The 14,724-nt window shown below is 45.8% G+C and carries 8 protein-coding genes; 7 read left to right on the top strand and 1 reads right to left on the bottom strand.

The window, feature by feature from the left end; genetic code table 11:
• The first annotated feature begins 49 nt into the window (after positions 1-49).
• The 7 genes from L870_RS0104460 to L870_RS0104430 all read left to right on the top strand — a co-directional run bounded on the left by L870_RS0104460 (position 50) and on the right by L870_RS0104430 (position 14,266).
• A complete protein-coding gene (locus tag L870_RS0104460) occupies positions 50-3,553 on the top strand; it encodes a YfhO family protein (protein ID WP_028517112.1) in 3,504 nt (1,167 codons plus the stop codon).
• A gap of 376 nt (positions 3,554-3,929) precedes the next feature.
• Positions 3,930-6,203 carry a cellulase family glycosylhydrolase gene (locus tag L870_RS0104455; protein WP_028517111.1) on the top strand — a complete coding sequence of 758 codons (2,274 nt, stop codon included), beginning with the start codon at positions 3,930-3,932 and terminating at the stop codon, positions 6,201-6,203.
• Between the two features lie 302 nt (positions 6,204-6,505).
• Entirely contained in the window at positions 6,506-7,228 is a 723-nt protein-coding gene (locus L870_RS16635) for a CpsB/CapC family capsule biosynthesis tyrosine phosphatase (RefSeq protein WP_207637711.1), read from the top strand.
• A 39-nt stretch (positions 7,229-7,267) separates the two neighbouring features.
• Positions 7,268-9,214 (top strand): polysaccharide biosynthesis protein, encoded by a 1,947-nt coding sequence (locus L870_RS0104445; protein ID WP_028517110.1) that lies wholly within the window; start codon positions 7,268-7,270, stop codon positions 9,212-9,214.
• A 38-nt stretch (positions 9,215-9,252) separates the two neighbouring features.
• Positions 9,253-10,299 carry a flagellin lysine-N-methylase gene (gene fliB, locus L870_RS0104440; RefSeq protein WP_028517109.1) on the top strand — a complete coding sequence of 349 codons (1,047 nt, stop codon included), beginning with the start codon at positions 9,253-9,255 and terminating at the stop codon, positions 10,297-10,299.
• A gap of 117 nt (positions 10,300-10,416) precedes the next feature.
• The gene (locus L870_RS0104435; RefSeq protein ID WP_028517108.1) at positions 10,417-12,747 is read left to right on the top strand and encodes a leucine-rich repeat domain-containing protein; all 2,331 of its coding nucleotides are present in this window, start codon (positions 10,417-10,419) and stop codon (positions 12,745-12,747) included.
• Positions 12,737-14,266 carry a leucine-rich repeat domain-containing protein gene (locus tag L870_RS0104430; RefSeq protein WP_028517107.1) on the top strand — a complete coding sequence of 510 codons (1,530 nt, stop codon included), beginning with the start codon at positions 12,737-12,739 and terminating at the stop codon, positions 14,264-14,266. Before L870_RS0104435 ends, L870_RS0104430 begins: the two co-directional genes overlap by 11 nt.
• A 28-nt stretch (positions 14,267-14,294) precedes the next feature.
• Here the strand turns inward: L870_RS0104430 and nifU are convergent, their stop codons facing one another.
• The gene (gene nifU / locus L870_RS0104425) at positions 14,295-14,711 is read right to left on the bottom strand and encodes a Fe-S cluster assembly scaffold protein NifU (protein WP_028517106.1); all 417 of its coding nucleotides are present in this window, start codon (positions 14,709-14,711) and stop codon (positions 14,295-14,297) included.
• Positions 14,712-14,724: the final 13 nt, after the last annotated feature.

Raw genomic sequence — 14,724 nt, 5'->3', positions numbered from 1 at the left:
AAATCGGGTATTATGGCTTTCATCGCCCGAAACAAAAGGAGGAACAAAATTGGCTAAGTCAACAGCTACGGGAACGAAGACTGCTTCGTCCTCATCCCGCAACAAGATCGGCAGCATCAGACCTGCAATCACTGCCGCAGACATCATAGCCGAGAAAAAGGGACAGAAGTTCAAGCCGCTTTACTATGTCGTTGCTTTTCTTGTACCTTTTCTTCTGACATTCGTGTCGTACATCTGCTTTGATGTCTATCCATTCGGCGAGCGTTCTGTACTGACGCTTGACCTTAACGGTCAGTACATCTACTACTTTGAAGCATTGAGAGATGCTTTCTGGGGCGACGGAAGTATTTTCTACAACTGGAGCCGAAACCTTTCGGGCGGCTTCATGGGTATCATAGGATACTACCTCGCAAGCCCGTTCACCCTGATCGTCATGATACTTCCGAGAAAAATGATAATCGAAAGCGTTATGATAATGCAGATGACAAAGGTGGGTGCGGCAGGTCTTACATTCTGTATCTACGCACAGAAGTCCAAGGGACTCAGACCGCTCCAGTCCATCATGTTCTCAACAATGTACTCCATGATGGCATATGTTGTTATCCAGCTCATCGACCCAATGTGGATCGACGGTCCTATATTCCTGCCACTCATAATCCTCGGCCTTGAACGCCTTATTGATGACGGCAGAAAGCTGGATTTCATAATTCCTACAGCCATAATGTTCGTGGCTAACTTCTATATCGGCTTCATGATAGCCATATTCATTGCCATTTACTTCGTTTACTACCTGTTCTTCGGTACTAAGCGCAAATTCAAGAGCATAGAGGAATACGCAAAGACTATAGGTCTTATGGGCATTTCCACCATTGTTGTACTGCTTTGCAGCATGTTCATGATACTGCCTGTCTACAACGCTCTTGCACTTGGTAAGTTTGACTTCTCTGTTCCTGATTACAGCTACAGAGCTATGTTCAATCCTATCGAGCTTGTTCCTTGTCTGCTCCCGAACCAGTATTACTCGGTAAACGTTGACGAGGGAACTCGTTTCTACGGACGCCCCGAGATATACTGCGGCGTACTCACATTCGTTCTTCTCCCGCTGTTCTTCATGAACAAGAAGATAAAGACAAACAACAAGATAGGCTACGGTCTTATGACCTTTGCCCTTCTGTTCAGTATGTATGTAAAGCCTATCAACATGATGTGGCACGGCGGTCAGGATCCTAACTGGCTCCCATACAGATATTCTTTCCTGCTCTCATTCGTTCTTGTATCAATGGCAGCAGAGGTATTCTCAAAGCTTGACGGCTATAAGCTTTCACCGCTGAGTGTAGGTTCATCGGCAGCTGTTATCGGTATATTGACAGCAGTATTCTGCAAGATGATGAAATCCTTCGACTATAACGAGAGCAAATACAAGTACGTTGCTATACTCCCCTACACGGATAAAATGGAGCGCGGCTCTGAAAACTGGGAAGAGGTATGGCTCGGCACTATCGCTTTCGGTATGATACTTGCAGGTATCTATCTGACAGGCGTTTACCTTTACAGCCATTCAAAGACACGCAAGGCTAAAAACGCTATATCCGTCGTATGCGCTCTGCTCATATTCTTTGAGACAGGCTATAACTGCTACGACTCCTTCAGAAAGATATTCAAGGAAGTCGGAAACTCCGACAAGAGCACCTATACCGAGATCCTTTCCGCTCCCGATGTGGTAAAGGAACTCGAAAACTACGACAACGGCTTCTACCGCGCTGAAAAGACCTATTCACGTATGGTAAACGACGACCTTGCATACGGTCTCAAGGGTATTTCCCACTCCAGCTCGGTAATGAACGCAAGAGCTATCACATTCATCGAGGCTATGGGCTATTTCACTCAGAGCTTTGAGTCAAAGTATGAGGGCTGCAACCCTGTTGCCGACTCTATCCTCGGATTCAAGTATATCCTCGATGACCCTGCAAGAAGCAGCGGCAGCACCGAAATGCTGGATCATTCCTACATCTATCGTTTCTCAACTTCCTACACCAAGGACAAGGACGTTCCTGCAACAGTTGATATCTACGAAAACCCCAATGCGCTGAATATCGGTTATATGGCTAACGACGATATCCTGAAGCTTTCAGGTCTCGGCAACGACAACCCCTTCAACAGCCTTAACAACTTCCTCAGCTCAATGACAGGAAACACAACTGATTACTCAACTATTCCGATAGTTCCTAAGCAGTATTACGTTCCTTTCGACTGCACAGTCAGCTACGACGATACAAAGGTATACCTCCACGATTATAATAACAACGGCACTCTCCACGACTGCTACGAAGCATTTGCAGGCGTTGACGACGCTGTTGTAAACGTTGATGTTACTGTTCCGAAGGACGGAAACATCTATATGCACCTCGGCTCTGAAATGAGAAAGACCTGTAACGTATGGGTCGCTGTAAAGGGCGAGGACGGCGTATACAGAGGTCAGAAGTCAGGTACAGAAGCTTATGACGGCTACGGCACTTACTTCAACACCAACTCTTCACCTATTGTAAGAATGGGCCCGTTCGAGGCAGGAGACGAAGTTGAGATAAGACTCACTATCCCGCCTACAGACGGCAGATACACAGGAAGCAACGAGTACATCATGGTAAGAAAGGATCAGGGCTTCAACTTCTATTACCTTGATGAAGATGCTTTTGCTGAGGATATCAACAAGCTCAAGGAGCGTCAGTGGAATCTCGATATGAGCAAGACTACCGACCGTTACCTCGTAGGTGATGTTGATGCTCAGGAAGGCGAGATACTCATGACCACCATTCCTTACGAGCCCGGCTGGAAGATACAGATCGACGGTAAAACTGTTGACAGCCTTATTGAAGAAGTAATACCTGAAGGCTCCGACAAGCCTACACTAAAAAACCAGGACAAAGCTCTCCCCAAAAATGCAAATGTAACAGGCGAGGTCCTCGTTCTCGGTGCTATGATAGGTGTACGACTCCCCGCAGGTCACCATACCGTTTCAATGAAGTATACTCCTCCCGGATTTAACTTCGGTATATTCACACTTATACTCGGCATAGCTATCCTTGTACTGTTCTATATGTATGACAAGAAGCACAACAAGGTGCTCCTCGAAATGCAGAAGGCTAAAGAGATAATCAAGAGCGGCAAGGCTGACGAATATCTTGCTGAGATAGCTGCTCAGGAAAAGGCAGTAAAGAAGAAGGGCAAGAAAAAGTCACAGATAATCAAATCAAAGGGTGCGGTTGCCGAAGAGTCACTCAAAAAAGCTGAGGAAAAAGCCGAGGATACCGCAGAAGAGGTCAAGGAAAAGACCGAGACTATATCAAAAGATGCATTAAAAGCCATCGAAGACGCTGTTGACGAGACTGCCGCAGAGATGAAAAATGCAGCAGAAGAAGCAGTTGAGGAAACTGCTGAGGAAGCAGCAGAGGAAGTCGAAGAGGCTGCACAAAATGCAACTGAGACTGTAAAGGAAGCCGTAAAAAATCCTGCTTCTAAGTCTTCAAACAATAAAAACAAGAAAAAGAAGAAGTAATATCATGCCCCCGCAAATGTGCGGGGGCTTTTCCTTTTGCAAAAATACATAGTAAAATGAGAACTTATATATTAATAAATAGTTACATTATTAACTCCTTTATCATAAAAAGTAACAACTTTTTCTATACGTGTGAAATGTTATATCAAAATAAAAAATTAGAAACAATCATTCCTCGGTATATAGCTTTTCTCTGGACAATTGTACTAAAATAACAAATTATAATTCTATATAACATATTATGTAATTTGCACAAATCCGCTTGACTTTATTCTACACATATGATAAAATTTAGGTGTAAAGTTAGATTGAAGCTTTTTGCACTGAGCTTCGATCGAATAAATCAAATATCATTATTATTAAGGAGGAAAACATTATGTTTATTGGTTCAAAGAATGTTAAACGTTTTGTTAGCATCTCTGCTGCTGCAGCATGCCTCTTATCTACACTCAGCGTAGCTCCGATCAACTACGCAAAGGCAGCAAACACAATGACGGCTTTTCAGATCACACAGAATATGAAGGTGGGCTGGAATCTCGGTAACACACTTGATGCTTATGCTCAGGACGAGAACGGCGTTGCTCTCAGCACCTACGGTCTTGATTCAGAGACCTGCTGGGGCTGCCCGAAGGCAAATGAGACACTCTTCAAGTCTCTCAAGGCAAAGGGCTTCAACACTGTTCGTATCCCTACAACATGGTTCCAGCACCTTGACTCAAACGACAACGTTGACCCTGCATGGATGGCAAGAGTTCACGAGGTAGTTGACTACGCTTACAAGAACGGTATGTACGTTATCCTCAACATTCACCACGAGGAGGGCTGGATCAACAGACCCGATCTCGCTACAGCTTATGACGATATCAAGCCCAGACTCCTGAAGCTCTGGGAGCAGATCGCTACAGAATTCAAGGATTACGATCAGCACCTCATATTTGAGTGCATGAACGAGCCACGTGCTAAGGGCACAGACCACGAATGGTGGTATGCAACACCTGTTGCTGAGGCTGACGTTATCAACAAGCTGGAGGCTGACTTCGTTAAGCTCATCAGAGGCATGGACGGTCCCTACGCAAAGACCAGACTTCTTATGCTCCCGGGCTATGTTGCAAGCTCTGACAAGACCTTCCTCAATCAGATCGTTCTTCCCGAGAATGACGACTTCCTCGCTGTTTCTATCCACGCTTACACTCCTTACAACTTCACAATGAACACAAACGAGAAGGAAGGTGCATATCACGACACCTTCACAAAGGAGTTCAGCAACGACCTCGCTTACAACCTCCAGAACTTCCGCGATATGTTCATCAATAAGGACGTTCCTGTAGTTATCGGTGAGATGGGTACATCTAACTTCGGCAACACACAGGCTCGTGTAGACTGGACAACTCAGTACTTCACAACAACTAAGAAGTACGGTATCCCATGCTGTCTCTGGGACAACAACATTGAGTCAAATCCTAAGGCTCCCGGCGAGTGCCACGGCTATATCAACCGTGAGACTGGTGAATGGTATTCTTCAAGCCTTCCTATCATCAACAAGATGATGGAGATCATGAACGATGATTCTATCGTTTGGGGCAGCGAAGGCAAGATGCCTGAGTACAGCCATCAGGATCTCTCAGCAGGCAAGGCTCTCATCAGCTCAGACGTTGAGATCGACGCTGCTAAGGCTGCTGCTCCTGTATACGGAAACACAACTCCGGGCGTAGAGATCTCATGGAACGATCTCAAGGGCAAGGAAGTTGCTATAAAGTACACAGGCGATACACCTGTTCTTTGCTTCTCAGACAAGAGCTATGACAACTGGACAGAGATCTCACCTTACACAGTAGACGAGAAGAACGGTATTGCTTACTATCTCGTTGACAAGCAGCTCCCTGCTTCATGGAGCGGCGATCTCTCAAACGTTAACCACATTCAGGCAAGAACTGCTGCTGTTACAGTTGTTAAGCAGATGGTAGTTCTCAATGCTCCTGACGTAGAAGTTGAAGTTCCTGTTGACAAGACAAAGAAGTACAAGATCGACCTCGACAGCAACAGAAACGGCAACCTCACAATCAACCTCACAGGTGAAGCTGGCACACTTACAAACGGCTGCCTCGGCTTCAAGACTCCTGACTGGACACAGATCGAGTGGGAAACAACTATCGGTTCTGACGGTACAGCAGCAGTTACTATCGCTCTTGATAAGATCCCTGCTGATGCAACTTCTATAGAGTTCCAGATCTGGTACAACCCAGAGAAGGTTGAGATGAAGGATTATAAGGTCGGTGCTGCTCAGCAGACAACAACAACTACTACATCTACAACTACTACAACCACAACTACTACAACAGTTACATCTACTACTACAACTACAAGTGCAACAACTACTGTTACTGAGACAACAACAGTAAGCACTCCTAACACAAAGAGCACAGGCAACGGCGATGCTAACCAGGACGGCGAAGTTGACATGAGCGACGTAGTTCTTATCATGCAGTCTCTCGCAAATCCTAACAAGTATCAGCTCAGCGATGCTGCTGCTAAGGCTGCTGACGTTTACGGCAACGACGGCGTTACTGTAAAGGACGCTCAGGTTATCCAGCTCTTCCTTCTCCACAAGGTTAATTCACTCCCTGTTGCAGAAGGCACAGTAGTAGACTAATTCTACACCGCAATATAGGTTCTCATATACCTCTGAATGCAGCTGCATTTTGCAGCTGCATTTTCTATTTCACGAAAATATAATAATTTCTTATCCTAAGTCAATTATGAAATAATATTAACATTTGTTACCTATTGACAAAACAATAGGAACTGTTATATAATTATAACGGTATCGCTGTACAGATAATGAGAAGCAGTTGTGCCAATAAGACAAATTTTATAACAAAAAGCAAAGAGAAAAATATGCTTTTTATCTTGTATAAATTCGCACTAATGTAGAAAAAAGGAAGACAACTGAATATGCTTACTGATTACCATTGCCATATTCTGCCCGGTATGGACGACGGTGCACCTGACGCTGACACTGCTCTGGATATGATAGATATAATGAAGGAGCAGGGCGTTGAAAGGATCGTCGCAACTCCTCATTTCTATGCCCATGAGGAGCGTTCACTGACAGAATATCTGCTGAGGCGTGAGGACGCCTTTGAAAGTATTGCCGATTTTTCTGCAATACCCAATATAATCCTTGGCGCAGAGGTCGCCATAGAACACGGAATATCGAAAATCCACGGAATAGAGCAGCTTGCTATAGAGGATTCAGGAATGATACTTCTCGAGCTGCCGTTCCGCGATTATGAGGATTGGATGTCTGAGGAAATAAACGCTATCGCTTCGGAGTACGGGCTGACGATAGTGCTTGCCCACATACACCGATACCTCACATATTATTCGCCCGAAAATTTTGAAAAGATTCTCAAAACCGACGCTGTTTTTCAGTTTAATAATGATGCGTTCTTATTACAGAGAGAGAGAGACTTGTTAAAACGGCTGGTCAAGGAGAAACGGACTATCGTTTTCGGAAGCGATGCGCACAATACGGACACGAGGTGTCCGAACTGGGATGTTTGTTTGGAGGTATGTGACCCTGAGATCCTTGAAGCTTCAAATGATCTGCTGAAAGTAAACGCAGAACCGCTTCAGGAAGCTGCTCCCATAGTGGCCGAGGAGCAGGGGGAATAATTTAAGCGGCTTTATATAATGAGCTTATGGGGGAAAAAGATGAAAAATTTATTAGAAAAGTTCAGTTTCCGCAGAGTAATTCTCGCCTTTGCAGATGCTTTTATTGTCATAGCCTCTGCACTTATCGCAAATTTCGTTCTTTCGTTCTTCGGTTCGGAGATCTCGCGCTCTGATATGCTTATGAGCTTTGTGGTCTGCTCCGTCACCTGCTGTGGTGCGCTGCTGATATTCGGAGCTTACAATAAGCTGTGGAGATTCTTCCACAAGCGTGATTACCTCTCCTGTGTTTACGGAGTCATTTGCGGATTTGTCGTTGCAAGTGTCTTTGTTTACATCATCAGGAAAAACGTAGACATAACCTTTGCCTGCGTTCACGGAGCTATAGCTCTTACAGGCATATGCCTCTTCAGACTGTTTTTTAAAGAGACCTTCGTTACATTTAAAAACTCTATAAGCGACAGCGGCAAAAAACGTACCATGATCGTCGGCGGCGGTCAGACCTGCCGCATGATACTTACAGAAATAAAAAATGCCACTGCTTCATCTCTGGCTGACGACAAGATAAGCGCTCAGTATGAGCCTGTATGCATCATCGACGATGACAGATCAAAGATAGGCACCGTAATAGACGGAGTTACTGTTGTCGGCAATACAAACGAGATAATAAAGTTCGCTGACCAGCAGCATATCGAGCAGATCATCTTCGCTATCCCCTCATGTCTTGAGGACGAAAGAAAACGTATCCTCGATATCTGTTCGGGAACAAATCTCCCTGTCAAGGTAGTTCCCTTCATCGGAAACCTTATCTTTGACAACGGAAATACTCCGCTCCTTACACAGATGCGCGACATCAATGTGGAGGACCTTCTCGGACGCGCTCCGATAAAATTCGATAACGAAGAAATACGCCATTTCATATACGGCAAGGTCTGTATGGTAACAGGCGGAGGCGGTTCCATCGGCTCTGAGCTTGTACGCCAGATCGCAAAATACGGTCCTCAGCAGATAATCATTGTGGATATCTACGAGAACAACGCCTACGCTATCCAGCAGGAGCTTGTCATGGACTACGGCGACAGTCTTAATCTTACCGTGCTTATCGCTTCTGTAAGAGACTATTACCGCATGAACCGCATATTTGAAAAGTACAAGCCCGATATCGTGTTCCATGCAGCTGCACACAAGCACGTTCCTCTTATGGAAAATTCGCCTATGGAGGCTATCAAGAACAACGTTATAGGTACCTTCAATACCGCTTCGCTGGCACAGTTCCACAAGGTAAAGAAATTCGTTATGATATCTACGGATAAGGCTGTCAATCCGACCAACGTCATGGGCGCTTCAAAACGCTGCTGCGAAATGATAATACAGTACCTCTCACAGCAGAAGGACGGCTGTACCGAGTTCGTAACAACACGTTTCGGAAACGTTCTCGGCTCTAACGGCTCTGTAATACCGCTCTTCAAGAAGCAGATAGAGCAGGGCAAGCCCGTTACTGTAACTCACCCCGACGTTATAAGATACTTTATGACCATTCCGGAGGCTGTCAGCCTCGTCCTCGAAGCCGCTGCCATTGCACAGGGCGGAGAGATATTCGTGCTTGATATGGGTAAGCCCGTACATATCGTAAAGCTTGCAGAAAACCTTATACGTATGTACGGAAAAGAGCCATATAAAGATGTTGAGATCAAGTTCACAGGTCTCCGTCCCGGCGAAAAGCTACGCGAAGAGCTTCTCATGAACGAGGAAGGTCTCAGAAAGACCTCAAACGAGCTTATCTTTATCGGTCAGCAGATAGAGCTTGACGGCGATGACTTCATCAGAAAGCTCAGAAGGCTGCGCAATGCCGCAAACGAAAATCTTTGCGAGACCGTTATTGCTCAGCTCCATGAGATAGTTCCTACTTTCATTACTCCAGAGGAGTTCAACAGAGCCGAGATAATCAAGCACAGCAAAACAGAATTTATCGAAAATGTAAGGGACTGACTTCAGTCCCTTTACTATTGCCGTAAAGGAGATGCCATATGATATACAGGACACCCGAATACTGCAGGGATTTCTGCTGTATCGCAGATAAATGCAGGGACAGCTGCTGTAAGGGCTGGGAGATAGACATTGACCCCGACACCGCGAAGTATTACAACAGCGTAGGCGGAGAATTCGGCAAAAGACTCAGGGACAATATCCGTGACGGCTGCTTTGTCCTCACGGAAGATGAACGCTGCCCCTTTCTGAATAAGAAAGGGCTCTGTGATATCTATACCGAGCTTGGCGAGGACAGGCTGTGCCGCATATGCTCCGATCACCCGCGGTACTTCGAGTGGTTCGACGGACTCAAGGAGGGTGGCACGGGACTTTGCTGTGAAGCCGCTGCGGAGCTTATACTCTCCCGTCCGTTCACCCTGTCCGAGACTGATATCCCCGATGAGGGAGCAGCAGGCAGCTATGACGAGGAGCTTTTCTCGCTTATCTTCTCCGCAAGAAGTCATATGCTTGGTATACTCGGTGATGAAAGCATCTCCCCTGCCGACGCACTTTGCCGTATCCTTGATATTGCCGCAGATGTACAGGAAAGCATTGATATGCCCTTTCCCGACACGGAAACCAAAGTCAGCGGCAGCGATCTACGCTGTATTTTCGGCTGCTTTGCAGAGCTTGAGCCTATTGACGAAAACTGGCTTCCCTACATAAAGGACTGCACCGAGCACCTTGACTGTCTGCCTGCCCACAACGACTCCGCTGACGTATATCTCCGCAGGATAGCACAGTATCTCATATTCCGATACCTGCTGAAAAGCGTTTATGACGGCGAAATACTGGGATATACCAAGTTTGCCGCAGTGAGCATTATCATTATCGGCTGCCTGTTCAGATATTCCGCACTGAAACAGCCAGACCTCAGCCTTTCGGACTATGCCGAAATTGCCAAAAACTACTCAAAAGAGACAGAGTACTGCGAGGAAAATATGGAAAAGCTCCTTGAACTTTTCGCAGACGAGCCCTTTTTCAGCATATCGTCTCTGAAAGCTCAGCTGAAAGAAATATTGGGCGGAAATGTGGACAATATCTGAAATATCCGCCTTTAAATGCGAAAACTGAGTGAAATTCATTGAAAAAAAACACGTTTTATGATATAATGAATGAGAATTAACGGCTTCTGCCGCATAAATAATGAGAGGGTAATATTTATGTTTAACTGTAAAAAAACTGCCGCTTTTATCGCAGGTCTTATACTCTGCGCTTCATCTGCGGCTTCACCTTTGGTATCTTTTGCTGCCATTGACGGTGCGCTCGTCGAAGACGAGGACGGCAGCGAAGCAACCACAGATGCCGCTGAGGAAAATGATTACAAGTACAGCGGCGATTTCAAGTATTCTCTTACTTCCGAGGGAAATGTACGTATCGAGGGCTGCACCAGCGGTGCGGAGTCTCTTGTCATACCTGATACTCTCGACGGCAAAAAGGTAACAGAGCTTGGCAGGACCGCGCTGGGAACTGATCAGGAAAACAATCCTTATCTCTCTGTTACAATCCCTGCTTCTATCAAATATATCTCCGCCGATAATCCTTTTATGTACTGCACATACCTTCAGGAAATAAAGGTGGAAAGCGGAAATACTGAATATACCGCCGAGGACGACGTTCTCTACAGCAAGGACAGGAAAACTCTCCTGAGCTACCCATGCTGCAAAGAGGGTGACAGCTTTACTGTCCCCGAGGGAGTTACAACTATCGGTTTTGCTGCGTTCTACAACGCAAAGCCCGTTTCTCTTGAGTTTCCGTCTTCTCTGGCAGAACTGGACGCTTTCGCATTCGGCGATATGACAAATCTCAAATCAGCCGATCTCAGCAAAACTGCTGTAACAGAGATCTCCAACTATGCCTTTTCACAGTGCAGTGCGCTGGAAAATGTAATATTCCCAAGCGCTCTTACAGTTATCGGAGGCGGTGCTTTTGCAGGCTGTACCGGTATCAAGGATATAGAGTTCCCCGAATCCCTGACCTCTATCGGACAGTACGCTTTCGTGGATGCAGGTCTCGATACCGCAATTATCCCCGATTCTGTACAGGATATAGGCTATTCCGCTTTCGGATACCGTTCATCGCCAAACGGCGGTATAATACCTATGAACGACTTTACATTAGTCGGCAGTATCGGCGGTGCAGCTTACACCTATTCTACAGACTCAGACAGCGACTATGATTACAAGAACGACTTTACCTTCCTTACCCGTGAACAGTATACTCAGGAAAAAGAGATCATGGATCTCGAAACTGTCAATTCGGGCGACTATACCTACGCTATAAAGAACAATAACACACTTCTCATCTCATGCAGAGCCGAGGGTACGACCGTTAATGTTCCTTCGGAAATAGACGGAAATACAATAACCGTAATATATCCGGGCTGTTTTTCACTTTGTCAGGCTGAGGAGATAGTCCTCCCTGACACTGTTACGGAAATAAGAGAAAGTGCTTTCCTGCAATGTCCCGAGCTGAAAACCATTACTGTACCCGAGAGTGTAAAGAAAATAGGCGAAGCTGCTTTCGCTGAGTGCGCAAAGCTCGAGACTATCGAATTCAAGGGCGCTGAGACCATAGGACGCGGTATTTTCAGCGGCTGCGGCGCACTGAAAAAGGTAACAGCCGCAGGCTGTCTGAAGGAATGGCAGGACGAAGAGCCTTTCGTATACTGCCCGATGCTTGAAGAAATAAACATCGGTGAAGGCGACGGAAACTACAGCTCTGATAACGGCATACTCTACTCAAAAGACAAGACTACTCTTCTCTGCTACCCTGCAAATAAATCGGGCGACAGCTTCACTGTACCCGACAGTGTAAAAGAGATAGGCATTTCAGCTTTCCTTAACAATAAGAATATCAAAAGCGTGAAAATGTCAAAGGTGGAAAAAATACTGGCATATGCATTTGAGGGCTGCTCAAATCTCAGCTCCGTTGAGGTCTCCGAATGCCTTAATACCCTTGAAGCTGACGCTTTTTATAACTGTACCTCACTGAAAAGCCTGAGACTCTACGAAAACCTCAAAACTATCGGGCCCTATGCTTTCGGATACTACAAAGACCATTCTGCCGACAGCTCTGATGCCGACTCTGACACCGACTCCGAGACCGAAGACGACGAAAACGGCAAGGACGCTGTTGTTGAGGGCTTCAAGCTTTATGCACCTGAGGGCTCCGAAGCTTATAAATTCGCTAAGGCAAACGGCATAGAAGTCATCGCAAATACAACAGAGATATTCGGAAAGAATATGGATACCCGTTTCCTTTATGCACTCATAGGAATAATCGGTGCAGCTGTCCTCACCGTGCTTGGAATCCTTATCGGCAAGAGCGCAAAAAAGAAAAAGGCTGCTGCCGAAAAAGCCAAAAGAAAAGAAAAAGCAGCCGAGCTCCGCAGCAAGAAGAAGGCTGAGGAAGAAGCTGCCGAGGACGAAGCTGAAGAAAATGATGATGAATACGAGGACGACAATGAGGAGGACGAATCCGATGAGGATTGATATTAAAAAGGCTGCCGCCTTTATTGCGGCAGGACTTATGACATTATGCAGTATGCCTTTCAGCGCCGCTGCCGATAATTTACAGGGCGCAGGGGACGATCCGCTTACCGATGGTTCATTCGTCTATGAGCTCCAAGATGACAATACTTACAAGATAAAACAATGTACGGCAACAATAGTAGACTCGGTGCCTTCAATGAGAAACGGTACTGCTGTTACTGCTATAGGCGAAGGGGCTTTTTTAAACTGCACCGGAATATCACAGCTCACTATCCCCGATTCTATCACTTCCATAGATGCAAGAGCATTTTATGGCTGTACTTCCCTTAAATCCGTTACCTTGCCGAAAAAACTGAAAACTCTCGGCGAATATGCGTTTTTCTCATGCAGCTCCCTTGAAAGCGTAAAGCTGCCCGATACTCTTACAGAGGTCTCGCCGTTTACATTTGCTCTCTGCGACAATCTGCAAGATGTAGAGCTGCCCGATACAATAACCTCAATAGGTGAATATGCCTTTTATCAGTGCGGCATGATAGAATCCTTCCGCCTTCCTGCTTCGCTTACGGAAATAGGCGATAACGCTATGGGCTGCTGGTTCTCTGTAAAGGATATAGACGCTTCCGCAGCAGCTAATTTCATCTATGAAAACGATATGCTCATGGACAGCGGCAAACACTCTGTCTATCGTGCATCAACGGATATAAGCGGAGATGTTGTTATCCCTGACGGCATAAACACTGTCAAGGGCGGTGCTTTTTCCACCTGTGCGGATATAACCAACGTGTTCCTGCCATCTTCACTGGTATACATAGACGACGAGGCTTTCAGGAACTGCTCGTCTATCCAAAAAGTTGATTTTACTGACGGACTCAAAAGCATAGGCTTCGGTTCTTTCATGTTCGATATGGCTCTTGAATCCGTTGACCTGCCTGCTTCTCTCGAAAAAATAGATCAATACGGTTTTGCGTACTGTATGAAGCTCAACAGGGTCATATTTACTGAGGGCATCAAGACCATAGGCAAGGAAGCCTTTCTTGCCTGCGAAGAGCTTAAACAGGTAAATATCCCTAAAAGCGTTACCCAGATAGACGAGGACGCTTTCGGCTTTACCTACGAAAACGAGCAGCGTCAGGCTGTTGAGGGCTTCTCAATGAGCGTGTTCTCAGGCTCGGCAGGCGAAAAATACGCAAAGGCTCAGAGTATAAAGTATGATGCCAAGGACGTAAATATCGCCAAGATCGCTTTTATCACCGCAATGATAGGCATTGTCATTATCGTTATAGTATTTGCTTTAGTCCTTATGAAGCGCAGCAAAAAGTCTGCTCCTGCAAATGCAAGAAAAGCTGCAAAGGCTGCTGCACAAAAAGCCAAGGAAGAGGCAGAGGAAAAGGAATACAAAAAGATCATTGGCGATGACGAGGCTGATGAGGAAGAAGACGAGGCTGATGAGGAAGAAGACGAGGAAGACAGCGACGAGGACGAAGAATCTGATGATGAATCAGATGAAGATAATGAATAAAAAAGGACGGCTCACGCCGTCCTCTTTTTTATTCTTCTGGTTCTTTGATCTCGCCGACTATCGGTATAGGGTCAATGCCCTGCTTTGTATAGTAATCGGAAAGTGCCGATCTTACAGCCTGCTCCGCAAGCACTGAGCAGTGTATCTTTACTGCCGGAAGTCCGTCAAGAGCCTCCACAACAGCCTCGTTTGTGAGCTTCAGTGCGTCATCTACAGACTTGCCCTTTATAAGCTCTGTAGCCATTGAAGATGTGGCAACTGCCGCACCGCAGCCGAATGTCTTGAACTTTGCATCTGTGATGATATTATTGTCTATCTTCAGATACATTTTCATAATATCGCCGCATTTTGCGTTACCGATCTCGCCTACGCCGTCAGCGTCCTCTATCTCACCAACATTTCTCGGATTTGAGAAATGATCCATTACCTTTTCACTGTATAACATAAAAATCGCTCCT

The organism is Ruminococcus flavefaciens ATCC 19208 (assembly GCF_000518765.1).
GTDB classification, from domain to species: Bacteria; Bacillota; Clostridia; order Oscillospirales; family Ruminococcaceae; genus Ruminococcus; species Ruminococcus flavefaciens.
This window is presented reverse-complemented; position numbering and strand designations above follow the sequence as displayed.

Bases quoted from the DNA above. Each gene is read 5' to 3' on its own strand.
- L870_RS0104455 (WP_028517111.1), top strand. From the start codon at position 3,930: ATGTTTATTGGTTCAAAGAATGTTAAACGTTTTGTTAGCATCTCTGCT.
- L870_RS16635 (WP_207637711.1), top strand. From the start codon at position 6,506: ATGCTTACTGATTACCATTGCCATATTCTGCCCGGTATGGACGACGGT.
- L870_RS0104445 (WP_028517110.1), top strand. From the start codon at position 7,268: ATGAAAAATTTATTAGAAAAGTTCAGTTTCCGCAGAGTAATTCTCGCC.
- fliB (WP_028517109.1), top strand. From the start codon at position 9,253: ATGATATACAGGACACCCGAATACTGCAGGGATTTCTGCTGTATCGCA.
- L870_RS0104435 (WP_028517108.1), top strand. From the start codon at position 10,417: ATGTTTAACTGTAAAAAAACTGCCGCTTTTATCGCAGGTCTTATACTC.
- L870_RS0104430 (WP_028517107.1), top strand. From the start codon at position 12,737: ATGAGGATTGATATTAAAAAGGCTGCCGCCTTTATTGCGGCAGGACTT.
- nifU (WP_028517106.1), bottom strand. From the start codon at position 14,711: ATGTTATACAGTGAAAAGGTAATGGATCATTTCTCAAATCCGAGAAAT.